Annotated in this window: 20 protein-coding genes; 19 read left to right on the forward strand and 1 reads right to left on the reverse strand. The window is 35.0% G+C overall.

The window, feature by feature from the left end; translation table 11 throughout:
- The first annotated feature begins 2 nt into the window (after positions 1-2).
- From NY014_RS00875 to NY014_RS00935, 13 genes are read left to right on the forward strand one after another with little or no spacing between them, the layout of a single operon-like run.
- Complete coding sequence (locus tag NY014_RS00875; RefSeq protein ID WP_259412639.1) at positions 3-608, forward strand: PglD-related sugar-binding protein; 606 nt, start codon at positions 3-5, stop codon at positions 606-608.
- On the forward strand, positions 605-2,044 hold the full coding sequence (locus NY014_RS00880) for a lipopolysaccharide biosynthesis protein (RefSeq protein WP_259412640.1): 1,440 nt from the start codon (positions 605-607) through the stop codon (positions 2,042-2,044). Before NY014_RS00875 ends, NY014_RS00880 begins: the two co-directional genes overlap by 4 nt.
- 29 nt (positions 2,045-2,073) lie before the next feature.
- Entirely contained in the window at positions 2,074-3,117 is a 1,044-nt protein-coding gene (locus NY014_RS00885) for a DegT/DnrJ/EryC1/StrS family aminotransferase (protein ID WP_354003148.1), read from the forward strand.
- A 6-nt stretch (positions 3,118-3,123) separates the two neighbouring features.
- A complete protein-coding gene (locus tag NY014_RS00890) occupies positions 3,124-4,236 on the forward strand; it encodes an ATP-grasp domain-containing protein (protein ID WP_259412642.1) in 1,113 nt (370 codons plus the stop codon).
- Entirely contained in the window at positions 4,223-4,987 is a 765-nt protein-coding gene (locus NY014_RS00895) for a class I SAM-dependent methyltransferase (protein ID WP_259412643.1), read from the forward strand. The genes NY014_RS00890 and NY014_RS00895 overlap by 14 nt, the downstream gene beginning before the upstream one ends.
- Positions 4,987-5,910 carry a glycosyltransferase gene (locus NY014_RS00900; RefSeq protein ID WP_259412644.1) on the forward strand — a complete coding sequence of 308 codons (924 nt, stop codon included), beginning with the start codon at positions 4,987-4,989 and terminating at the stop codon, positions 5,908-5,910. The genes NY014_RS00895 and NY014_RS00900 overlap by 1 nt, the downstream gene beginning before the upstream one ends.
- Positions 5,911-5,919: 9 nt before the next feature.
- Positions 5,920-7,002, forward strand: coding sequence for a hypothetical protein (locus NY014_RS00905; protein ID WP_259412645.1), 1,083 nt, complete (start codon positions 5,920-5,922; stop codon positions 7,000-7,002).
- The gene (locus NY014_RS00910) at positions 6,995-7,870 is read left to right on the forward strand and encodes a glycosyltransferase family 2 protein (RefSeq protein ID WP_259412646.1); all 876 of its coding nucleotides are present in this window, start codon (positions 6,995-6,997) and stop codon (positions 7,868-7,870) included. Before NY014_RS00905 ends, NY014_RS00910 begins: the two co-directional genes overlap by 8 nt.
- Complete coding sequence (locus NY014_RS00915; protein ID WP_259412647.1) at positions 7,870-8,814, forward strand: glycosyltransferase family A protein; 945 nt, start codon at positions 7,870-7,872, stop codon at positions 8,812-8,814. Before NY014_RS00910 ends, NY014_RS00915 begins: the two co-directional genes overlap by 1 nt.
- On the forward strand, positions 8,807-9,871 hold the full coding sequence (locus tag NY014_RS00920; RefSeq protein WP_259412648.1) for a GNVR domain-containing protein: 1,065 nt from the start codon (positions 8,807-8,809) through the stop codon (positions 9,869-9,871). Before NY014_RS00915 ends, NY014_RS00920 begins: the two co-directional genes overlap by 8 nt.
- A gap of 52 nt (positions 9,872-9,923) precedes the next feature.
- Positions 9,924-11,108, forward strand: a complete 1,185-nt coding sequence (locus tag NY014_RS00925; protein ID WP_259412649.1) for a hypothetical protein — start codon at positions 9,924-9,926, stop codon at positions 11,106-11,108.
- 20 nt (positions 11,109-11,128) lie between these two features.
- The gene (locus NY014_RS00930; RefSeq protein WP_259414113.1) at positions 11,129-12,160 is read left to right on the forward strand and encodes a glycosyltransferase family 4 protein; all 1,032 of its coding nucleotides are present in this window, start codon (positions 11,129-11,131) and stop codon (positions 12,158-12,160) included.
- Between the two features lie 16 nt (positions 12,161-12,176).
- Entirely contained in the window at positions 12,177-12,857 is a 681-nt protein-coding gene (locus NY014_RS00935) for a WecB/TagA/CpsF family glycosyltransferase (protein WP_259412650.1), read from the forward strand.
- Here NY014_RS00935 and NY014_RS00940 read toward each other — a convergent pair.
- On the reverse strand, positions 12,851-14,176 hold the full coding sequence (locus tag NY014_RS00940; RefSeq protein ID WP_259412651.1) for a right-handed parallel beta-helix repeat-containing protein: 1,326 nt from the start codon (positions 14,174-14,176) through the stop codon (positions 12,851-12,853). The genes NY014_RS00935 and NY014_RS00940 overlap by 7 nt on opposite strands.
- A 123-nt stretch (positions 14,177-14,299) precedes the next feature.
- On the opposite strand from NY014_RS00940, the gene NY014_RS00945 reads away from it, so the two are divergent.
- The 6 genes from NY014_RS00945 to NY014_RS00970 all read left to right on the forward strand — a co-directional run bounded on the left by NY014_RS00945 (position 14,300) and on the right by NY014_RS00970 (position 23,649).
- Positions 14,300-15,919, forward strand: coding sequence for a capsule assembly Wzi family protein (locus tag NY014_RS00945; RefSeq protein WP_259412652.1), 1,620 nt, complete (start codon positions 14,300-14,302; stop codon positions 15,917-15,919).
- A 222-nt stretch (positions 15,920-16,141) separates the two neighbouring features.
- A complete protein-coding gene (locus NY014_RS00950) occupies positions 16,142-17,440 on the forward strand; it encodes a nucleotide sugar dehydrogenase (RefSeq protein WP_290426992.1) in 1,299 nt (432 codons plus the stop codon).
- Between the two features lie 36 nt (positions 17,441-17,476).
- Positions 17,477-18,346, forward strand: a complete 870-nt coding sequence (locus tag NY014_RS00955) for a polysaccharide biosynthesis/export family protein (RefSeq protein WP_354003149.1) — start codon at positions 17,477-17,479, stop codon at positions 18,344-18,346.
- Between the two features lie 6 nt (positions 18,347-18,352).
- A complete protein-coding gene (locus tag NY014_RS00960; RefSeq protein WP_259412653.1) occupies positions 18,353-20,734 on the forward strand; it encodes a GumC family protein in 2,382 nt (793 codons plus the stop codon).
- A gap of 9 nt (positions 20,735-20,743) precedes the next feature.
- Entirely contained in the window at positions 20,744-22,537 is a 1,794-nt protein-coding gene (locus NY014_RS00965; RefSeq protein ID WP_259412654.1) for an ABC transporter ATP-binding protein, read from the forward strand.
- Between the two features lie 8 nt (positions 22,538-22,545).
- Positions 22,546-23,649, forward strand: coding sequence for a glycosyltransferase (locus NY014_RS00970; protein ID WP_259412655.1), 1,104 nt, complete (start codon positions 22,546-22,548; stop codon positions 23,647-23,649).
- Positions 23,650-23,676: the final 27 nt, after the last annotated feature.

The following is a 23,676-nucleotide window of genomic DNA, read 5'->3' on the forward strand; positions in this document are numbered from 1 at the left end:
TTATGGTAATAGCAGGAGCAGGCGGTCATGGTCTTGAAGTTCTTCAACTTTTAAAACGAAATGGGTTTGATGAAAAGGACCTTCTTTTTTTTGATGAGGACGAAGGTAAGGAGGGCCAAGGACTTGGTGGAATCCCAGTGATTACAAATATGAGTTCTTTGAATAGCATTTTCCAGAAAGATCCAAGGTTTTGTTTAGGAGTGGGCAATCCCTCCTTTAGAAAAAATCTTATTACTCTTCTGGAAAAAGAGGGGGGGCAATTTGTGGGATTGAAGGGAGATTATTCTATCTCTTCAATTGAAAAAGAGGAAGAATTTGATCGATTTTCATTTTCATTTTTGGGTCCAGAGGTTCAAATTGAAAAAGGAGTTTTGGTCAATACCCGAGCTCATGTCCATCACAATTGCGCTATTGGTGAATTTTCAGAAATAGCCCCAGGTGCCATCCTTTTGGGTGGGGCTAAAGTGGGGAAATTATGCAGAATTGGGGCAGGAGCTATTATACTTCCAGGTGTTGAAATAGGTGACGAGGTGATTGTTGGCGCCGGAGCCGTGGTGACAAAAAATCAAGCTTCTGGAAAAAAAATAATGGGTATCCCTGCACAATGAGCTTAAAAACCAGAACTCTGCATGGTTTTTTTTGGAGTCTTACCCAACAGTTTGGCGTTCAGATAACCATGATTTTGGTTACTGTTTTTTTAGCAAGGATTTTGGAACCTGCAGATTTCGGGCTTATTGGTATGCTCGCTGTATTTATGGCTTTGGGAAATAGCTTGATTGATGCTGGGATGACTTCCAGCTTGATTCGGACGAAAGATGCAGATCAGCGGGATTATTCCACTGTTTTTTTTATCAATTTGGCAGTAGGTTTATTAGTATACCTTGCGATGTTTTTAAGTGCTGGCCTAATTAGCCAATTCTTTAATCAACCTGCTTTAGAGTCTATTATCAAAGTTTATTGTTTGACTTTCCTTATCTATCCATTTTCAGCCGTTCAGCGGACAAGGTTAGTAAAGAAAATGGATTTTAAAACTGAAATGAAGGTAACGATTCCATCTACCATCGTTGGTGGGATTTTTGGATTGGTCTTGGCAATACAAGGATTTGGAGTTTGGGCTTTGGTAGGAATGAACCTAGCCCAAAATTTACTTCTCAGTATTCAGTTTTGGATTTATTCTAAGTGGAGGCCTTCATGGGTTGTTGATTGGGAAAGGTTTAAATACCATTTCGGATTTGGTGCTAAACTGACGATTGCTGGGGTAATAAATTCAGTTTTCTCAAATATTTACCATTTAGTAATTGGAAAATTCTTCCCAGTCACTCAATTAGGGTATTATGCAAAGGCTGATTCTTTGAAGCAAATACCGGTAAAGAATATTTCCAATACACTTTCCAAAGTGACTTTTCCAATGTTCTCAGAGATTCAGGATGATAATGAGAAATTAAAAATTGCTTACAAACGCATTATGCAGCAAGTCCTTTTTTGGCTTACTCCAGTGATGGTATTTTCTATAGTATTGGCTGAACCTTTATTTAGAATAGTACTCACCGAGAAATGGCTTCCTGCTGTACCCTATTTCCAGATTTTATGCTTTATAGGACTGATGTTCCCTATTCATTCCTATAATTTAAATATACTCAAGGTAAAAGGAAGAAGTGATTTATATTTGAAGCTTGAAATCATCAAAAAATCCTTAACGGTACTAGGAATAGTTGTAGCCCTTCCTTTTGGGATATTTGCCTTACTTTGGACACAAGTTATCCTTAATTTGGTTGCATTTGGGATTAATTCTTTCTACAGTGGTAGATTTATTGGGTATAATGTTTGGAGGCAAATCAGAGATATATTCCCGATTTTTCTTGTAGGTGCAATAGCTGGATTTGCTTGTTGGCTTGTAAAAGATTTGATTCAAAATGTCCCATTTTTGGATTGGATAAAATTGATCGCTGGAGGTTTAATGGGAGTCTGCATTTATTTTCTTATCTCCTGGGGTGCCAAAACGGAGCCATTTGTTGATTTTCGAACGATTATTTTAAAAAGATGATTCCGGTAACGAAACCATATCTACCTCCAATGTCTGAATATCAGGAATACCTTGAAGGTATCTGGAAAAGGCAGTGGCTTACCAATAATGGTCCATTGGTAAATGAGTTGGAATTGAAAATTTCCGAATACCTAGATGTAGAAAATTTTCTTTATCTGGGAAATGGAACAATTGCTTTGCAGATCGCGATAAAGGCTTTGGATTTACATGGTGAAATAATCACTACTCCTTTTTCTTACGTAGCAACTACCTCTAGTATAGTTTGGGAAGGTTGTAAGCCTGTTTTTGTTGATATAGATTCTCATTCGCTGAATATTGACCCAAAAAAAATTGAAGCAGCGATTACGGATAAGACATCTGCTATTTTGGCAACCCATGTATATGGGAATCCTTGCGATGTTGAGGCAATTGATCATATTGCCAAGAAACATAAACTAAAAGTAATATACGATGGTGCTCATTGTTTTGGAGTCAACTATAAGGGTCGATCTATCTTTGAATATGGCGATGTGTCCACTGTAAGTTTCCATGCCACCAAATTGTTTCATACCATTGAGGGTGGGGGAGTATTTACAAAAAATAGAGAAATCCATAACAGAATGAATTTCATGAGGAATTTTGGACATGATGGCCCCTATAAATTCAGTGAATTGGGGATAAATGGTAAAAACTCTGAATTTCATGCTGCTATGGGATTGGTAAATCTTAAAAAGGTTAATGATATCATCGCGAAGAGAAAGTTGCTTTCCAATCTCTATGATCAAAAATTAGCAGACTTAAATATTTCAAAACCTGTTTTTTTAAAAAATGCTGATTTTAATTATGCCTATTACCCAGTAATTTTTGAGAATAGCGATTCAGCCTTAAAATGTTTGGATAGACTGAATAAATCTCAAATCTTTCCAAGAAGATATTTCTATCCTAGTTTATCAGAGCTCCCATACACTGAAAAACAAGAGTTGCCGATTACCGAAGAAATTGCTTCCAAGGTTTTATGCCTTCCCCTTTATTATGAATTGTCTCTTGAGGAGGTTGATTTGATTTGTAGAATTATAAATTCTATTTACAAATAAGTCGCTTTGGATTCCAAGTCAGTCCTTATCTTTTCAGGTAATAATCAGAGAGCAGTTATTGCTTTCTGTAGATATGCTAAAACTGAGCAGATTCCCTTTGATATTATTGCCAACGGAGATGATGATATTATATTCCAAACTTCATATTCTCAGAATGTTTTAGGGAAAAGAGCAAAGAATGAATTAGAAATTGGCTCTCTTCTAGATTATTGTAAAAAAGTAAGGCAAAAGCGGAATGTAGATATTGTTTTTATTTTGCCTTCGACAGAATTCCTTAATCGATTCCTTTTAAGTAATAGAAGAATATTATTAGAGAATCATATTGAGTTTGGTTTATGTGATGAAAAGACCTACTCTCTGATTTCGGATAAATATAAGTTTTCTGAATTTTGTCGTTCAACAGGTATTCCTGTACCAAAAGATTCATTCGAAATACCAAAGAAATTTCCATTCGTAATCAAGCCAAAATTATATGGACAAGGACTATCAAAAATTAATGAAAAGCCAATTTTGGTTTTTTCTGAAAACGACTTAAAAAAAATAGATCGATTAGAGAACCTATCAGAATATTATTTTCAAGAGTACATTGATGGTTCTAGTTTTTACTTATTATTCTACTTTTCAAAAAATGGAGGGATTTCAATTTTTTCTCAGGAAAACTTGATTCAGCAGGATGCCGGTGCTTCCATGATATTAGCCCAATCATCTTCCATTCATAATCAGGAAATAACACAAAAGTTTATTCAAGCTTTCCAAAAAATCAGATTTTCTGGATTAGTGATGGTTGAGGTTAAATATGATGGCCAAAATTTTGTGATGATTGAAGCAAATCCTCGATTATGGGGGCCATCACAATTAATTTTAGATTCTAACATGTCCTTATTTGATGACTTTTCTCTGGATAATGGATTGAAAGATACTAGAGTGGAAAGAGCCTATATGCCTGGTGTATTTTACTTTTGGTCAGGTGGATTGATTTCGAATTTGAATGAAGAGAAGACTCCGAAGTTTTATCAATATTCAAAAGATCAATTTTATATGGATTATCACAAATTGATAGCTAGTGATATTTACTTAAAGAACGATACTTTAAAAATTTATTTAAATGAACATAACTGAAAAAGATATATTGGTTGATTTGTATCAAAAGAATAGTAAGCATTCAGGATATCAAATTTTGCCAAAAGCTCTAAAAACTTTGATCCATGAGGATGTAAAACAATTTATTTCAAGGTTTGAACAGGAAAGGCTTGATTGGTTATTAAGCCAAATTGATTTTTCAGGAAAAAGGGTTTTGGACATAGGTGGGAATACTGGTTTTTTCACTTTTGAGGCAATTGAAGCGGGAGCAAAAGAAGTAATCTATGTGGAGGGAAATCCTAATCATTCGGATTTTGTTTCAAAGGCTAAAGATATCCTAGGATTCAATATAGATGTTAGAAATAAGTATTTCGATTTTTATTCGGATTTAAAGAATGATCGTATAGATATAGTACTACTTTTTAATGTTATCCATCATTTGGGAGATGATTTTGGGGATCAGGGATCTTCAAAAGAGGAAGCATTAGAAAAAATGAAAGAAGCTATCAATTACTTTTCGGATAAAACCAACATAATGGTTTTGCAGATGGGTTTTTGTTGGAAAGGTGATCGGAATGAGCTTCTATTTAAGAATGGTACGAAATCTGAAATGATTGATTTTGTGAAGTCTGCTACCATAGAAAAATGGGAAATTCAATCAATTGGTATTCCTGAGGAGAAAGATGGAAAAACAGAATATAGAGAGTTATCTCTCCAAAATATTGAAAGATTTGATTCTTTGGGAGAGTTTAGGAATAGACCCATTTTTATTTTGAAAAGTAAAGGATAATGATTGAAAAACCTTTGGTTTCAGTTTCTTGTATCACCTACAATCATTATCCTTATATAAGGCAATGCATTGAAGGTATTTTAAAGCAAAAAATCAATTTTAATATGGAGGTTGTCGTCTATGATGACGCTTCTACAGATGGGACTTCTGATGTATTAAAGGAATATGCTTCAAAATTCCCTGAAATATTTAAAGTTCTAATACAAAAAGAAAATCAATACTCTAAAGGAATTCGAGGGAATGCTGTTCGATATAATTTCCCTAGGTGTGAAGGGAAATATATAGCCTTTTGTGAAGGAGATGATTATTGGACTGATCCATATAAACTTCAAAAACAGGTCGATTTCTTAGAGAAAAACCCTAATTTTTCAACTTCATGCACTAATTATTCTGAAGTTGATGAGAAGGGTGAAATTTTAAAGAAAGAGGCTTGGGATGGGATCAGATTATCACCAACAATTTCTCATGAAGTAATTTTACAGAAATACAAACCCAAGATTCTAACAACATTGTTTAAGAAGGAAGCCTTCAAAAATGGATTTCCTGATATTTTTTTCGAGGTATTTAATGCCGATAATTTTTTGAGTGCTATAGCTACAGAATACGGGCCTGTGGGATTCTTAAATTTTACTTCAGGGTGCTATCGTGTTCACAATAATGGTGTCTGGTCTGGTAAAAATACGATTCAGCAGTTTGAAAACCAGTTAGATACATTTCAAAAAATGAAGCTTTATTTTTTGAAAGATTCTCAGCAAAGAGCTATATCAAATCGAATTTATCAGATTAGAAGAAGACTCTCTAGATTATATGCAAAAGAAAAGGATTTCGTGAAAAGTCTTTCACAAATGAAACATATGGTAAAAGTAAACCCAATTGATTCTTCAAAGGTGTTTTTGGGAAATTTGATAGCCCCTTTTCGTTAGGATTTATTGATGAATACGGAAGAATTACTTGTCACATCCAGCTGGTCCGCCCTTTCCAAACAGAATCCTGATGGTTCTTTTCAGCCTGGGCATAATGGTCCTTATAAAGATCCTGAAACACCCGTAAGAAATACGTCTCATTGGTTGATTTCTTTTTTGAAATCCCATGAGTTGAGCGGAGAAAAGAAATTCAAAGAAGCAGCAGAAAAATGCTTGGGTTATTTGATGTCTGAAGAGGCTAGACCGATGAATGCAACTTTTTGGCATCGGAAAAATCCCAAAAAAGACTTTTCAAATGGCCTAATGGGGCAAGCTTGGACCATAGAGGCTTTAGAATATGCTTTCCGGTTCTTTGGGGATGAGCGAATTTTTTCCTTAGCTAAGGATGTTTTCCGACTTCATCCTTATAAATCCAGAGAAAGAGCATGGGAAATTGTCAATGTAGATGGAAGCATAAAAGGCTTTGATAAGACCTTCAATCACCAGCTTTGGTTTGCCGCCTCTGGAACTTTATTGGCAAAGCACGGTGATGCAGAAATTAGTGATCAAACCAATGATTTTTTGGGTGCTTTAGACGACTTAATGAAAGTTTATCCCGATGGTGTTATTATGCATCACCCTAGAGGTTATCAAAAAGTAGGGAAGAAAGCTAGGTTATTGGCAAGCTATAAGGAGTTTCGAATTCCTAAAATCCAAAAACAATACAATTATCTGAAGTCTGTTGGCTACCATGGATTCAATTTATACGCCTTAGGCTTGATTCATAATGTTCACCCTGAATTGCCATTTTTTAATTCTTCTTTATTTAAGTCCATGGTTAAAGTGATTGGAACCGACTCTTTTAAAAGCAATCTTTCCAAATCTCCTTACAGTTATAATTACAATCCGCCAGGTTTTGAGTTAGGATTTGCTTTGCAAAAGTTTGGAGAATACTCCAATGCTGAATATTTTTTAGTTGAGGACTATAAAAGATCATATTCAATTGAAAAAAAGCAGTGGGGATTAAAAAACCAGGTTGATCCTGAGACTGCTTCCGCACGAGTATATGAGTTGTATCAGCTAAAAAGAATAGAATTAGGTTTAGATGAATGATTATTCTATCATAAGTGTAATTATTCCAACTTTTAAGGAGTGGGATAGATTAGCCGATTGTTTAGGACAACTCAGACAACAAACATTACCCCAAGAAAGATTAGAAATTATTGTTGTCAACAATGACCCCAATTCACTTCCACCAAATAATTTTTTTTTGTCAAAAAATGTAAAATTATTAGAACAGTCATTACCAGGCTCCTATGCCTCAAGGAACTTAGGGGTAATAAATGCTAGTGGAGAAATAATTGCTTTTACTGATTCAGATTGTCTTCCTGCAAAGGATTGGATTGAAGAGGGAGTAAATCTTTTGAATAAAGGTGCTGATTTGGTCGGAGGTAAGGTAGAGTTTTTTAAAGAGAAAGACGGAGGAGAATTGGCCTATATCTTTGAAAAACAATTTTCTTTTAACCAAAAAAGAAATGTAGAGAGCAATGGTCAGAGTATAACAGCAAATCTATTTGTAAAGAAAAGTGTATTTCATGAGGTTGGAAATTTCCCTGAGGGGCTTTTATCGGGAGGTGATTTTCATTGGACAAAAAAAGCCAGCACTAATGGTTTTAGATTGGTTTATGGAGAAAATGTGGTTGTAAAACACCCCGCTAGAAAATCAATAGCCTCTCTTAAAAGCAAAAAAAGAAGAACATCTGGAGGAATGTACTTTAAGTTTTTTAGGGACTTTTCTTTGGTAAAGAAAATAAGCTATTCCTTATTTTTACTTAGGCCTCCTGTAACTGTTTTTTTATTTAATGAATACACCTTTTATCAGCGGCTTAAATTATTTTCACTTCGCTGGTACTTAGAATTTATAGGAGTACAGGAACTGTTTAAGCTTGATTTTACCGGTAAGCAAGCAGAGAGAACTTGATGTTTACTATAATCATTCCGAATCATAATAAAGCTCCCCATATTTCAAGATCAATTGGTTCTGTATTGAATCAAACTTTTCAAGATTGGGAGTTGATTTTTGTAGATGATGCATCAACTGATAATTCTCTTCAGGTAATTAATCAATTTGAAGATCCAAGAATTCAAATTTACCATAGGAATTCTCCGGGACCTGGAGGGTACGCAGCTAGGAATTTTGGAATATCCAAAGCATCTAAACCTTGGCTATGTTTTTTAGATGCAGATGATGAATGGAAAACGGACTATCTTGAAAATCTAAAAATTCAAATCGACCTTCATCCAGAAATAGAATTTTTTGGTTCAGCGTGGGAGGTATCAAACGGAACAAGGATTTGTACCTGCCATTCTTCTAAGCAATATCCAAAAAACAAGTTGAGTGTATTTTCTTTTTCAGATTTTCTTAAAACTTCAATTTCAAATTCTCCTGTTATCTGGACTAGTACTGCAGCAATTAAAAAAGATACTTTTAAAAAATCTCGTGGATTTCCTGAAAGCCTATGTAAAACAGGAGGAGATGTTGATACATGGTTAAGATTGGCGTTTCAATTGGGAAAAGTGGGGTTTTGGAATCAGATTTCTGGGACCTATCATATTGATAGTGTTAATATGGTTACTCGAAAGAATAAAACATTCGAGGTTCCATGTTTAGTAAATACTGTAAAATCCCTTTTGCCAAATTCTACAAAAGAAGATGAAATTCTGTTGAAGAATTATTCTAATAAATATTTACTAGCCCAAATTGCTAAATCAATTAAGTCTAAAAATTTCAATCCTGATTTGATCCGCTATTTTTATGATGAAGTAGATTGGAAAAAAAATAGCATTCTGAAATTGTTTAAATTTCGTCCTATCAGGATTCTTTATCGCCTATACTTAGAAAAAAAAGACCCATTTTATGGCTAATGAAACCATTGATATCGGAGATTTGATCCGCTTTTTTTCTAAACAGAAGAAAAGATTTTTAACGGCTATTCTAGCCTTATTGGGACTTGGTTTTGTGGTGATTCTACTTACTAGAAATCATTACAGTTCCAACCTAAAATTTATTGCTCAAAGCAGCTCCTCCTCAAATAATTTGATGAGGCAGCTAGGTGGATTATCTGGTTTAAATCTAGGAGGAATGAATGGAAGCCAGGAAATAGGTTCACTTTCTCCCCAGCTATACCAAGAAATAATTTACAGTTATCCTTTTCTTTGGAGACTTAGTCAGAAGAACATTGAAGTAGATGGTGAAATTCAAAAGCTTGGTCTTTTTGTAGAAGAGAATAGAAGGCCTTCTATTCCATCTTTGATTAAGAAATATACCATTGGGCTTCCGAATGTATTGTTTGGCGAGGATCCTCCTCCTTTGGATTTAGAAACTGAATTACAGGATTCCTTAATCTTTTTAAGAAGGGAATTAGTACCGATGTTTAATGAGTATCGTAAGATCATAACCCTCACGAATGATGCAAAGACTGGGACTATAGCCTTAGAAGTTGAGACGCTTTCGCCAGAAGTGTCTGCTCAGGTGGCTGTTTTTGTTTTTGAATTGCTTTCCGAATATGTGATTGAATACAAGACTGAGAAGGCTATTCAAAATTTGAATTTTATCCAAGAGCGCTATGAGGAGGCTCAGGAGAAATTTTATCAAACACAAAATAATTTATCTGTATTCAGGGATAGGAATCAGAATTTAAGCTTTTCTTCTGCTAGAGCTCAAGAAGAACGTTTACAGGCTGAATATAACCTAGCAAGTAATCTTTATAATAACCTGGCAGTGCAGCTGGATCAAGCTAAAATCAAGGTTCAGGAGGATATCCCACAACTTACGATTATTAATCCCCCTGTGGTTTCTTACCAAGTATCCAAACCCAATATTCCATTAATCTTGGCTTTGTCTGTCTTTTTGGGATTGTTGCTTGGTTTTGTGAGGGTATTGGTAGCGTATTTCAAAATTCAATTTGACAAGTCTAGCTAAAAATCAGACTATCGAAATCCTTTTTTCCCTTCTTCAGGGAATTCTTCTTTTTATGGCAATTACTTATTTATTGGTGGATTGCTTAAATGGGGTTTTGATGCGAATTGGAGTAGGTATCAGTATTTCCCAACTGTACAAAATGGGGATGCTGGCTGGAATGCTTAGCTATCTCTTATTCAAAAAGCCAATGATATTTTTGGCTTCATTCTCGTTAATACTTTTTTTTCTACTACCTCTACTTTTTAAAGCGATGCTGACGGGGGAAACTCGTACGGTAGTGGGGAATTTTGGTTATAACCTTAAGCTTATCTTATTCCCAATATCCTTTTTTTTCTTCTATAGTTTAGATCTTAACTCGCTAAGACTTAAGAAATTTTGGAATGTCTTTATTTGGTTTAATTTCTGGCTTATTGCCGTAAATATTTTATTGGGTGTATTGGGAATAGGCTACAGTCAATATGATAGTCCGGAAGGACAGGGTATTGGAGGAAGAGGGTTCTTTTTTGCGGGTAATGAAGTCGCCGGGATCTTTTTGCTTTTTGCTAGTGTGGCTTGGTTTCAGACAAAAAATTGGACAGGAATTTTCCGATTTATCTTTTTTCTCTTTCTTCTGGTTTTAGGGGTTTTGAATACTTCAAAAACAGCCATTTTGGGTATAATTCTGATCGTTGGATTATTGGAATTGCCCAAGTTCCTCAAGAAAAGGATTACAATAGGAAGGTTTGTTGGACTATTGTCTTTACCCTTCTTGGCGATAGGAATGGGAGCTTTAATTGTTTGGGGTATTCAAGCAACAGGCTTGATAGACCGGATTTTATTTTTTTACGAACGCTTAGATTTATTGACATTCATTTTATCAGGGAGAAATGAAATGGTGATAGGTGCCATGTCTTTTTTTCCAAGCGTTTATAGTTTCTGGGACTACTTGTTTGGAGTAGGAAACCAAGAGTTTTTACAATTGATGGGAATTTATCATGGGGATCCCCATACTATAGAAATTGATTTTTTTGATTTGTTGTTTATGAATGGTTTCCTGGGCTTAGGCCTTGTTTTAGGTATTTTTCTTTGGGCTACCATCCGCAGTTTTAGTGGTTCTTTATCTGAATCGCCAATTTGGGCTGTAAACCTTATTCTGCTCCTGATCTCTTTTTTAGCTGGTCATATTTTTAACTCCGCTATGTTGGGGATTAGCCTTGGTGTCGTTAATGGGCTCGGTCCAAAAATTTGGAAAAGCTAAAAATCTACATGATTTCTAATATGTACCCTTCGGAAAGCAGTCCGAATTTTGGGGTATTTGTCAGAAATTTCGAAAATGAATTTCCCGATGACTCTATTCAAATAGTTGATAAAACAGTAATCTACGGGAAGAAAAAAGGATTTCGGTTACTATTAGAATATGTTCGATTTATTTTTGAATCCATCCAAAAATTGAATCGAGGGGAATTTGATTTGGTATACGTGCATTTCCTGCAGCACTCATTGATTCCTTTTCATTTTTGGAAAAATAGGTATAAAAAAAAGATCGTCTTGAATGCCCATGGGACGGATATTTTGGGACAAGGGAGGTTATATAAATGGATGAGAAAATGGAACCTTCCCATTTTCAGAAATGCTGATTTGGTGATTGTTCCTTCTTATTTTTTTGTTTCTAAACTAACAGCTTTGGTTGTTGAGAAAGAAAAAATCGAGATCTATCCATCAGGGGGGATTAATCCTAAAATATTTTACTCTGAAAGACCAAAGGAAGAACTATTCTATCGAATAGGTTATTTGGGAAGGCTTGATAGGGGGAAAGGGCTAGAGACTTTAATTAGGGCATTTGCCAAATTATCTTTTAAAGAATTGCAACTCGAAATTTGTGGGCCGGGGGTTTTGGAAGCCGATCTTAAAAAACTTTGTGAAACGCTCAATATATCTTCGAAAGTAAAGTTTCTAGGTAATATTCCTCAGGATAAAATCAGAAAAATCTTCTTGACCTGGGATGCATTCGTTTTTCCTTCGGAATTGGAAGAAAGCTTAGGATTAGTCGGACTCGAGGCCATGGCTTGCGGTTTACCCGTAATAGGTAGTGGAAAAGGTGGAATGGCTACTTATTTGGATTCAGGAAAGAACGGTATCGATTTTGAACCTGGGAACGTTATAGACTTAAAAGAAAAAATATTAGAATTTTACGTTCAAAATCAGGAATTTAGACTCAATTTATCAAGAGGTGCAATTGCTACAGCAAACAGATATAGGGCAGGAGACGTCAATTCAAAACTCCGAAAAAAAGTCCACTCACTCTTTTAATCCAGAATATAGATGGGTGAATGGAATCCGAATTTTTGGATTCCCTGATAGAGAATCCCTGATGAATTTCTCTCAGGGAAAAAACGAGTTATTAGTTGCTGTAAACGCTGAAAAGATACGAAATGCTGATACCGAGTTAAAAGAGGTGATTAATCGGAATATTGGTTATCCGGATGGAGTTGGAGCAGTATGGGCCTTAAGGCAGAAAGGCTTGTCCAATGTTGCTAAAATTCCAGGAGTTGAACTTTGGCTTGAATTTGTTAAAAAATATCACCGAGAGAAAAAATTCTATTTTATCGGTGCAAAAGAAGAAATCATACAGGCTACGGTAGGAAAACTGAAGTCTGAATTCCCAGGAATCAATCTAGTGGGATACAGAAATGGATACATTCAGCCAGAAGAAATGCTTGGCTTGGAAAAATTAATTACTGAAATAAAACCAGATTTCGTATTTGTGGCTATGGGTTCGCCTGCACAAGAGCGCTTAATGACCAAGCTCTCAGCAATACATCCTGCTATTTATATTGGATTGGGGGGTAGTTTTGATATTTATGCTGGAAAAACTAAGCGAGCACCGGAATGGATGATTAATCTGAAACTGGAGTGGTTTTATCGCCTTGTTACGGAACCAAAAAGAATTGGAAGACAGCTTAAACTATTTGGCTTTGTCAAGAATATGCTTTTAAAAAATTACTGAAAAACATCGGTCCCGGAGGTGGATTTATGTTTGATTTTGTTGTTTTTGCCCTTTTTCGCTTCTGAAGTAATTTGGTTCACAGAAAAATCATATAGTCCATAAAGTTGTGTTTTTTTGGATTGATTATCGAAGCATTGATTCTCTTCAAATTCACAATTCGAGACATACTCCTTAATTGCAATTGCACCTCGAGTGGAAAGTGTTACACCACGTTGGTTTCCATTGATGGCTTTGTTTCCAATGATTTTGGAATCACTCATTTGTCTGAATAAAAATCCGTGGAGGCCACTTCTTTCGGAGGTATTGTTATTAAAGAGAAGATTTGATGAAACTTCTGGAAATGGATGTGAGGCGATTTCAATTCCAAACCCATTTCCACAGCCAATTGCCTCATTATTTATAAGCTGTGTGTCTGACTGCGGTACATGAATTCGAAACCCATAGTTGCTGCAATTTTCAGCCCTTGAGTTTTCAATCAAGGCTCCCTTTTTATAGGCAATTGCAAAACCGGATCCGAATCCTTTTTCGGGAGAATCGCCGCCTTTGGCTGAGCAATTTGAAATCCGGAGATTGTCGACTATCAGGTAGTAGCCATTGTCCTCAAACCAATATTCTGCATGGTTATTTTCAAAAACAATATCTTTTCCACTTGCATAAAATCCAGTACCGGCATGGGAGCTTTTGCTGTTTTTCACAATCGTACCTGCATCTGTGACCAATATTCCGCGAGGACGACCCGAATTATCCTTGGAGGTAAAGGTGTGAGCATTAAGGGAAATTACCTTATCTATTAGATTACCGGATTTTACTCCTTTATAGTCATAAAAGGCTGATCCATGCCAAGTGTTTTCAGTAGTTACAAATCGAATGGTTGAATTAGTGCAATTTCGTAGGCAAACCCCACCTTTTCCGCCACTGGCTTTTTTTTCAAAATTCCCATTTACCCGAAGATGCTCAACAATAACTCCATTATTCAAAATGGAAGGATTGGTTGTGAAAAGGCCTTGTGCTTTGGTGTTTTGCCAATTGCCGGAATCAGGGTTTCGAAAGAAAATCGTCTCTTCTTGGGATTTGCCACGGAAAATAATGTTGGATTTCAGAATAATAGCATCATCTAATAGAAATTTTCCTTCTGGGATTAAAATGATGCCACCCCCTTTTTGGGATAAAGAATCGATTAATTCATTGATGATTTTGCTGTTATCATTTTGTCCACTTGGATCAATTCCAAAGTCTATTGCATGTATTTCCTGACAAAAAATTGTTGCCGAATACGTGCTTAGATATATAAAAATTAAAGTCCAAAAAGCCTTTTTCATTTCTTTAAAACGTTGATTACTAGACTCCAATTTAGTTATTCAGAAATAAAGTCTTTGATTTACAGGTTGATTTTTCTCTTGTTGGTACTGATTGGTTATTCTCCTCTTACTCTGAGCCAATCTTTGCAGCCCAACTTTCCAGTTTTGGAAGAGTTTTATAGAAGAGGACAAGTTTTGGGTGTGAATACAAATAATTTTTCTTTCACCTTGCGTCCTTTTGATCTTCCTAAATCTGACTTTGAAAAGATCTCCAAAGGAAACTTTGAAAATGACTTTTCATTATTTCTCGATAAAAAAAATAATTATTTCTCCATACTTCCCTTAAGGCAAACTGTAACTCTAAATACTAAAAGGACATATGGTTGGGGAAATGGTCCCATGCTTCCGAATGTAGGTGTTCAGACATACACAAGCATGGGATTCTCTTTGAAATATTCAATCCTTCGGGTTCAGTTTGCACCTGAATTTGTATATGCTCAAAATCGACCCTTTCAAGGATATTCTGGAGAGTTTCCCGAATCAGTAAATCGAGCGAGGTTTTTCTATTGGAGTTTTGGAGACTACCCTGAACGCTTTGGAGATAAGCCGGTTTCATTTTTCTGGTGGGGACAATCCAAAATCACAATTCAGGCAAGCTTTTTAGAGGCTGGGATTTCTACCGAAAATATTTTTTGGGGGCCCGGACAATTTTCTTCCCTTACGTTTAGTAATAATGCAAGGAGTTTTCCTCACTTAACCCTTAGGACTATAAGACCTGCCAAAACATTCTTAGGAAGTTTTGAGGTAGAAATCATAGTCGGGAGATTAGAAGATTCAGGGTATTTCCCTTCCCAACTTCCAAATTTGAATCAGAGATTGTTTAATCGGTTTACGGGGGATTATAAGTATCTCAACGCAATTACTCTTACTTATCAGCCGAAATGGATTCCGGGCTTTTATTTTGGAGTATCTAGGACAAATCAACAATATTCAGAGCAACAGGGGGATAAATTTGTTGATTATTTCCCCATTTTTGAGCCCTTTCAAAAAACTGTTTATGGCTTTGACAAGGATGGAGAGGGAAGGGATCAACAAGTGACTTTTTTTGGTCGATGGGTGATCCCCAAAGGGAAGTTTGAAATTTATTTTGAATATGGAAGGAGGGACCACGCCTACAATTGGCGTGAAGCAATCTTAAACCCTGAACATGCTCGAGCTTATTTGGCGGGTTTTAAAAAATTATGGTCAACCTCGAAAGAGGGAAGGTTCTATCAATTGAGGGGAGAAATGCTGCATCAGCAACAATCAGTCAATCGAACTATTCGCTATGCTGGATTTGGGGGAGGATATACTTGGCACACTCATGGACAGGCAAGAGGGTTTTCAAATTACGGTGAAGCTTTGGGGGCAGGTCCGGGGGTGGGTTCTAATGTGCAAAGTCTCGAGATCAGTCAAATCTCAGGATTAAACAAAAGGGGTGTGCTTTTAGAGAGGTTGGTTAATCATCAAGATTTCTTTTATAGGGCATTTGTAAGAAATTCCTCCAAGCAGCCTTGGGTTGACTACAGTATTGGTTTGCTTTGGGATCAACAATGGAATCATTTGATTCTCTCTGCCAAAGCCCAATATATTCATGCATTTAATTATCAGTGGCAATCTGAGCAAAATAGCAGGCCAGATTTTTACCAAGGAAAACACATAGGTGCCTTCTTCGGTCAAATTAGTCTGCTATATTTTTTGAACAGAAATGGACTCGATAAATAGAAGGATTTGAAGATTTTTTTTAAAGGCTTTTCTATTAGTTTTGCCCTGTATGTAAAGTGAGTAACTTTGGTACTCATTTAATCATTTAATATCATTTTCAGCAACTAAATATTTTTAGTAAACCTTTGAAAATGGCTTCATTAATCTCTGCTAGGTCTTTTTGATTTTGGGACTGAAAGAGCGAAGCTATAAGTGTCTAATAATAAGCATTTTAAATTCCCTATGTTGAAACCTCTAACTGAATCAAAAATTGCCATAATAGGCTTAGGGTATGTTGGATTACCACTGGCAGTAGAATTTGCCAAAAAATTTCCTGTTATTGGGTTTGACATTGATCAAAAAAGAATCAATGATCTCAATGCTGGTCATGACTTCACTTTGGAAGTGGAGGATGAGTTACTCCAATCAGTTTTGTCAAAATCTAATCCAATCTCTAGGTCAGTTGGATTGTACAATACCACGGATTCTGAGGATCTAAAGGATTGCAATATTTATATTGTTACCGTTCCGACTCCTACAGATAGGCATAACCGCCCTGTTCTTACTCCAATGTTAAAGGCCTCAGAAAATATAGCCCGCTATTTAAAGGATGGAGATGTAGTAATTTATGAATCAACAGTTTATCCAGGAGTTACAGAAGAGGAATGTGTGCCGGTATTGGAAAAGGTTTCTGGTAAACAGTTCAACTATAACTTTTTTGTAGGCTATTCTCCAGAAAGAATTAATCCGGGTGATAAAGAACATACTGTATCCAAAATTCTAAAAGTAACCTCAGGAAGTACTCCTGAAGTAGCAGAATATGTTGATCAGCTTTATAAAACGATTATTGTTGCAGGAACCCATAAGGCCTCATCCATTAAAGTGGCTGAAGCGGCAAAAGTAATTGAAAACTCACAGCGAGACATTAACATTGCTTTTGTTAATGAGCTTTCGAAAATTTTCAATTTACTTGGAATAGATACACATGAAGTTTTAGAGGCTGCAGGTACAAAATGGAATTTCTTGAAATTTAAGCCTGGATTAGTAGGAGGGCATTGTATAGGAGTAGATCCTTTTTATCTTGCGCAAAAAGCCCAAGAAGTTGGATATCACCCTGAAATTATTCTTGCCGGCCGTCGCTTGAATGACAGTATGGGGAAGCATGTTGCTACTGAGACAATCAAGCATATGATGCGCAAGGATTTGAAGGTGATAGACTCAAAAGTTTTGATTTTAGGATTCACCTTTAAGGAAGATTGTCCGGATGTTAGAAATACCAGGGTGATAGATATTTACCATGAGCTCAGATCCTTTGATATGGATGTGGATGTTTATGATCCTTGGGCCAATGGAGATGAAGTTAGACATGAGTATGGAATTGAATTGCTTCCAAATTCACCGACATTAGATTCTTATTCTGCTATTATTTTGGCAGTTGCCCACAAGGAATTCAAACAATTGGAAATAGCAAAATCTTCTCAACAAGTAGTTTTTGATGTGAAGGGGATTTTGGATAAATGTTTGGTAGATGCAAGACTATGACTTTTCAAGGCTCAAAAGTCTATTTAATTTATATTTTTGAAAAAATTTCAAATAAATCCAAGAAATAAAAATCATTTTATGAAGAAAATTATTAAAGGAATAATTTTTGTCTTTGTTTTGGTAATAGGTCTGTATTCTTGTGTTCCAAATAAAAAACTCATCTATATGCAAGAATTGGAAGAATCTACTGGGCCGCTAGTAGAATCAAGTGATCGATATGGATATCAAACTGAAGACTATTTATTACAAGTGAACGATATCGTAGAAGTCAGTATAAAAACCACTGATCCTGAGCTTAATAGAATATTCAATGTCGTATCCGCGGAAAATAATAATATGGCCCAGATGGGAGGTAATCAAGGAGCCGGTGATGCTTTTTTTATGAATGGTTATACAATTGATGATCAGGGGATGGTTGAAATACCTTTAGTAGGTGAAGTCAAATTTTTGGGCTTAACCACAAAAGATGCTCAGACTCTGATTGAGTCTAAAGTAATCAAATACGTAAAAGAGGATGAATATTTTGTAAGAGTTAGGTTAGGTGGAGTAAGATTTAGTGCTTTAGGAGAGTTTAATCGTTCAGGAAAATACACTATACTTCAGAATAGAGTTACGATTTTTGAAGCAATTGCATTTGCAGGAGATTTAAGTAGGGTGGCTAAACGTGATGAGGTGCTTCTGGTTAGGCAATATCCAGATGGATCACAAATTCACAAAATTAATCTTTTAGATAGAGACTTGCTTGGTTCAGAGTTTTACTTTTTAAAACCTAATGATATGATTTATGCAGAGCCAATGAAGGTAAGAGAAATAGGAGCTGGAAATACATTATTGGAAACCGTAACACTTCTTACAAGCACAATAACAGCTCTCGCATTAATATTGACATTAATTCCAAATAATTAATTCTATATGTCTATAGATCAAGAAGAGAACGATTTTCTACAAGAAGAGGAAAGTACCTTTGATCTCAAATCCATCCTTCCAAAAATCCTTCGGATTTGGCCATGGATTTTGGGAAGTTTGGTAGTCTGTTTAACTATTGCTTATTACATTACTCAAACTACACCACCAAGTTATAGAGTTTCATCCAAGTTTTTCATTAAAGAAAATGATAAAGGGTTTTCATTTTTTGAAAATCCTGCGTTGCAAGAACAGGGGATGGGGTTAACTAATGAGATGATTATTTTGAAGTCCCGTCCCATTGCGGAGGCTACATTAGATAAACTAGAATTCCATGTAGAGTATTTTAAAAAAGGTACTTTTATTCTTGAGGAGATTTACAAACAAACACCAATTGTTGTTGAATTGGATTGGAAGGCTCCCCAATTACTTCATGGGGAGATAAATGTTGATTGGTCTTCAGCCGAGGAATTTACCCTAAAATTTCCTAATGAAAGCTATACTCAATTACTTCCTGATGGAAGTTATCAAAGGGTGGAAAAGATTGAACCCAAAAAATTCAAATTTGGAGAATGGATAGAAACTCCCCAGTTTAAGATAAGGGTCAATAATACCTCAGGAACAGAATCTGGTAATTCTATTTTTATAGTTAGAGATAAAAAGTATTTGATTGATGTATATTCCTTGGGTTTAATTGTAGAACTTTCTCAAAAAAATTCTTCCATCCTAGATTTAAGCCTTTTAGTGAGAAGTAGAGCTAAAGGAGAAGCTTACTTGAATGCACTCATGGAAACCTATTTGGAGTTGGAACTTCAGGAAAAAAATGAAATTGCAAATAGGACAATAGATTTTATCGATAGTCAGGTTGCTGGAGTTGCTGATTCTTTAAGTTCATTCGAGGATCAGTTACAAAACTATAGATCTTCTAACCAGATATTTAATTTAAGTTCTGAATCGTCGGCAGTTTTCGGACAGCTAACGGAAATTGAATCTAAACTTGCAGAGGCTAATTTAAAGCGTCAATATTATCAGAGTTTAAAGGATTATTTGGTTAGGGAGAACTATAATGAGATTGTTGTTCCTTCTGGATTGGGGATTGATGATCCTTATTTGAATGGTTTAATTGAAAACCTGCTGTCTGTTCAAGTTGATAGGTCTAGATTATTGGCTACTCAAACCGAGGATTCGCCCATTGTCAAAGCTACAAATCAAAGGTTGTCAGATTTGAGCGCTTCTATCCGTGAGATTCTGGACAATGTTGAGAGGAATAACCAAATGACGATTAATGACTTAGAAAGCAGAAAGAAAGAGATTGAATCTTCATTTAGGAGTTTGCCTGTCGCCGAACAAAATCTAATTAAAATCCAAAGGCAAACGACACTTACCGAAAATATTTATAATTTTTTGTCTGAAAAACGTGCTGAATCAGCTATTTCAAAAGCATCTAATACTCCTGCAAATAAAATTATTGAATATGCAAGAGCAGGGCTTTTACAGATTACTCCAAAGCCGTTTAGAAATTATTTGATGGCGGGGTTTTTGGGATTGTTTTTACCCATTTTGATTGTATTGGGAAAGGAGTTTTTTAGAACGAAGATTGAGGAACCAAAATATTTGGAAAGAAAACTCAAAATACCTGTATTAGCTACCATACTTTTTAATAAATCTAAAGAAAATCTAGTTGTTTTTGGAAGGGGTAAATCTGGAATTGCTGAGGGGTTCCGTTCTCTCAGGTCAAATATTAAATTTCTAGTCCCGAAAGAAAAGCAACTGACTTTTATGATTACTTCGACTATTTCTGGTGAAGGAAAAACATTTTGTGCAATGAATCTTGCTTCTGTTTATTCATTAACAGGCAAAAAAACTGTTTTGATTGGTTGTGATATGAGAAAACCTAAAATTTATGATGATTTTGGGTTAAAGAATGATATTGGACTTTCTACCTTTTTAAGTGGTCAAGAGGAAGAATGGACTAAAATTATCAAACAAACACAATACGAAAACTTAGATTTGATAGTTTCTGGACCAATTCCGCCAAATCCATCAGAGCTTTTGTTTTCAATAAATTTTGAAAAACTTATTAATGAATTGAAGTCTACTTATGATGTGATTATCCTAGACACTCCTCCTGTAGGCTTAGTTTCTGAAACTTTGGATCTTCTTACTTTAGTGGATTTTACTCTCTTTGTTTTTAGACAAAACTATTCAGAAAAGTCGTTTATTGATGCCGTGAATGGTCTAAAAGAGCAAAAAGGAGTTAAGAACATTTATGCAGTTTTTAATGGTTTAGATGCATCAAAGGTTTCCTATGGAGGTTATGGGTATTCGTATGGCTATGGCTATGGTTATTACGATACTGATAAAAAGAATAAAAGACGTTTTAGTATTTAACTAATTTCATTGAAAAAATTTATTTCAAAGTACTTCAAGTACTTTTCATTTTTCTATGAATACCTTGGTAGAAAGGTTATTCTTCTAGTTGGATTAAGCCTTTTGGTTGGTCTTTTAGATGGGTTTGGATTAGCTTTATTTATTCCAATTTTCACTATAGCAGCAGATGGGATTACAGATGAAAATCGTGATAATCTGGGGAACTTGGATTTTATTCTTGATTGGATTGAGAAACTTGGGTTTGGATTAAACATTAATGTCATTTTGACCGTAATGGTAGTCCTTTTCATCCTAAAGTCTGTTTTGAAATTTTTTGATGGTATTTTTAAGACAAAGCTTCAAATGGAATTTGTCAAAAAACTCAGATACGAGATGGTCGACGGTTTGGGTGGGATGAGCTATAAAAACTTTGTTAATTTAGATGCTGGAAAAATTCAAAATACCCTCTCAGGGGAAGTTTTTAAGGTTACTTATAGTTTCCTAACATATTTTAGTACCATTCAGTATGTGGTTATGTTGATGGTATACGTGACTTTGGCTATGCTATCTAATTTTCAATTTGCGATATTAGTTAGTATTGGTGGCTTTTTATCTAATTTTATTTTTAAAATAATCTTCAAGTTTACTGAAAAAGCATCTGTGGGCGTTACGGCATTCAATCATGAATTTCAATCTTATCTTATCCAAGCCGTACATAACTTCAAGTATTTAAAAGCAACTGATTATTTTTCTAAATACAAACTTAAACTCAAGGCAATTATTGATTCAATTGAAATTCAACAACGTAAAATAGGAGTATATAATGCCTTTTTGTCCTCTACTAGGGAACCGATTGTATTAATTGTTGTAGCTCTAGTTATACTCGTCCAAGTAAATCTATTGGGTGGTCAAATGGCATCCATTTTGGCTTCTTTATTGTTTTTCTACCGAGCTCTCAATTATGTTATTTCTTTACAGACTAGCTGGCAAGGTTTTTTGGCTCATTATGGGGGAATTGTTGCAGCAATGGAGTTGATGGAGGAATTTAGATCACTTCAAGAATCTCCTACTAAAAAACCAAAAATTGACATAATTAATAAAATAGAACTTCATGGTTTATCTTTTGAATACAACCCAAATATTCCTGTTTTAAGAAAAATAAACCTTAATATCGAGAGATTAAAAACCTTGGCTTTAGTTGGAGGATCTGGAAGTGGAAAGACAACTATGGTAAATCTTATTATTGGATTGTTGGAACCAACAGATGGTGATGTATTTGTTAATAATATGTCCCGAAAATATTTTGATAAGAGTTCTTACAGAAGGCGATTTGGATATATTACCCAAGAACCTGTAATCTTTAATGATAACATATTTAACAATGTCACTTTTTGGGCAGAAAAATCTCCGGAGAATATTTTAAAATTTGAGGAGGCTATTCGGCTAGCTAATATTGATTCATTTGTGAAATCATTACCAGATAAGGAAGATACCAAGTTAGGGGATAATGGAATGCTTGTTAGTGGTGGGCAAAAACAAAGGATATCAATAGCTAGAGAATTATTTAAAAATGTGGATGTGCTGATATTAGATGAGGCTACTTCAGCACTTGATAGTGAAACAGAAAGATCCATTCAAGAAAATATTGATAATCTAAGAGGAAAGTATACCATTATTATTGTAGCCCATAGGTTGAGTACTGTTAAAAAGGCAGATAAAATTCTTGTTCTTGATACTGGAAATATCGTAGGAGAAGGAAGTTTTGATGATCTTCTTGAAGAAAGTAAAGTATTTAAGAGAATGGTGGAATTGCAAGAGTTCTAATTTTTAAGATGCAGGGTAAAAAATTATGTTATGTTTTATGTTCTGACTTGCCTTTACCCTTCGAAGGAATAGGTAGTTGGACAGATGAAATGAATTATTTTTTAAAAAATACTCAGATTTTTGATTTCATACTTTCTCCAAATCCAAATTCTAGTGGTAAATATATTACATGCAATAAAAACCAAGTATCGCTAGTTCATCGATTTCTTTCTTTTGAAAGGAGGAAAAGCTATATCTATCGAGCTTATACCAAATCCCTTCTTGAGATTGGGAAATATGATAAACCTTTAAAAATCCTTGTAATAGATGATCAGGGTATTTTAAAAGCAATAGCATCGATAAAAGATAAATTACCGGCAGGGTCTCAAATAATTTATTATTTCCATGGCCATCTATTGAATATTCCACCTTCCTTAATGTATAAAATTGATGAAGTGTTTTTTTTAACTAAAAGGGGATATTTAGAGAGTTTGTCAAATAGCTTACAATTTACTCCTGAAGTGAAGGTTCTGGGGAATGGGGTTTCTTCGGAAATATTTAATATGCTCTCTCAAAAAGAAAAATCTTCACAACGAAAGAAGATGGGATTTGAGGAAGATGATATTATCATCACTTGGATGGCTAATTCAAGGCCAGTCAAGGGTATTCATCTTTTTTTAAAAATGCTTCCACTTTTGTTAAGTCAGGACAAAAGAATTAAAATTTTAATTATAGGCACCTCTAACTTACCAATCAAAACTCCTGAAAGAGTAATAGTTCTTGGAGTTTTACAACCAGAAGAATTAGCCAAATACCTGCAAATTAGTGATTTTTATTTTTTCACTTCACTTTGGAAAGAAGGTTTTGGACTTTCTTTAGTAGAGGCAATAAAGTGTGGGAATTTTATTTTGTGTCCAAAAAATGGAGGGATTGAAGAGGTTACATCCGATTATTCTAGGAAATCATTTGTAGAATATCCTAATATTCTTGAAAGTTGGACATCCTTATTTCAGGATTTATTAAGAACGAACAGATGGAAAGAAATCGAGCCTGAATTGGCTTTAAATATGAATAAATTTTATTCTCTTGATTCTTGGGTAGATCGCATGGAAAAAGCCTTGTTGGAAGCTTAATTGCTATTCAAACTACTTAATGTTTTA

Origin of the sequence: Algoriphagus limi (assembly GCF_024919275.1) — a bacterium.
GTDB classification, from domain to species: Bacteria; Bacteroidota; Bacteroidia; order Cytophagales; family Cyclobacteriaceae; genus Algoriphagus; species Algoriphagus limi.

Coding starts and splice junctions, on each gene's coding strand:
- NY014_RS00905 (WP_259412645.1), top strand. CDS start 5,920: ATGAATACGGAAGAATTACTTGTCACATCCAGCTGGTCCGCCCTTTCC.
- NY014_RS00915 (WP_259412647.1), top strand. CDS start 7,870: ATGTTTACTATAATCATTCCGAATCATAATAAAGCTCCCCATATTTCA.
- NY014_RS00970 (WP_259412655.1), top strand. CDS start 22,546: ATGCAGGGTAAAAAATTATGTTATGTTTTATGTTCTGACTTGCCTTTA.
- NY014_RS00880 (WP_259412640.1), top strand. CDS start 605: ATGAGCTTAAAAACCAGAACTCTGCATGGTTTTTTTTGGAGTCTTACC.
- NY014_RS00940 (WP_259412651.1), bottom strand. CDS start 14,176: ATGAAAAAGGCTTTTTGGACTTTAATTTTTATATATCTAAGCACGTAT.
- NY014_RS00900 (WP_259412644.1), top strand. CDS start 4,987: ATGATTGAAAAACCTTTGGTTTCAGTTTCTTGTATCACCTACAATCAT.
- NY014_RS00960 (WP_259412653.1), top strand. CDS start 18,353: ATGTCTATAGATCAAGAAGAGAACGATTTTCTACAAGAAGAGGAAAGT.
- NY014_RS00930 (WP_259414113.1), top strand. CDS start 11,129: ATGTACCCTTCGGAAAGCAGTCCGAATTTTGGGGTATTTGTCAGAAAT.
- NY014_RS00950 (WP_290426992.1), top strand. CDS start 16,142: ATGTTGAAACCTCTAACTGAATCAAAAATTGCCATAATAGGCTTAGGG.
- NY014_RS00885 (WP_354003148.1), top strand. CDS start 2,074: ATGTCTGAATATCAGGAATACCTTGAAGGTATCTGGAAAAGGCAGTGG.
- NY014_RS00910 (WP_259412646.1), top strand. CDS start 6,995: ATGAATGATTATTCTATCATAAGTGTAATTATTCCAACTTTTAAGGAG.
- NY014_RS00875 (WP_259412639.1), top strand. CDS start 3: ATGGTAATAGCAGGAGCAGGCGGTCATGGTCTTGAAGTTCTTCAACTT.
- NY014_RS00920 (WP_259412648.1), top strand. CDS start 8,807: ATGGCTAATGAAACCATTGATATCGGAGATTTGATCCGCTTTTTTTCT.
- NY014_RS00895 (WP_259412643.1), top strand. CDS start 4,223: ATGAACATAACTGAAAAAGATATATTGGTTGATTTGTATCAAAAGAAT.
- NY014_RS00925 (WP_259412649.1), top strand. CDS start 9,924: ATGGCAATTACTTATTTATTGGTGGATTGCTTAAATGGGGTTTTGATG.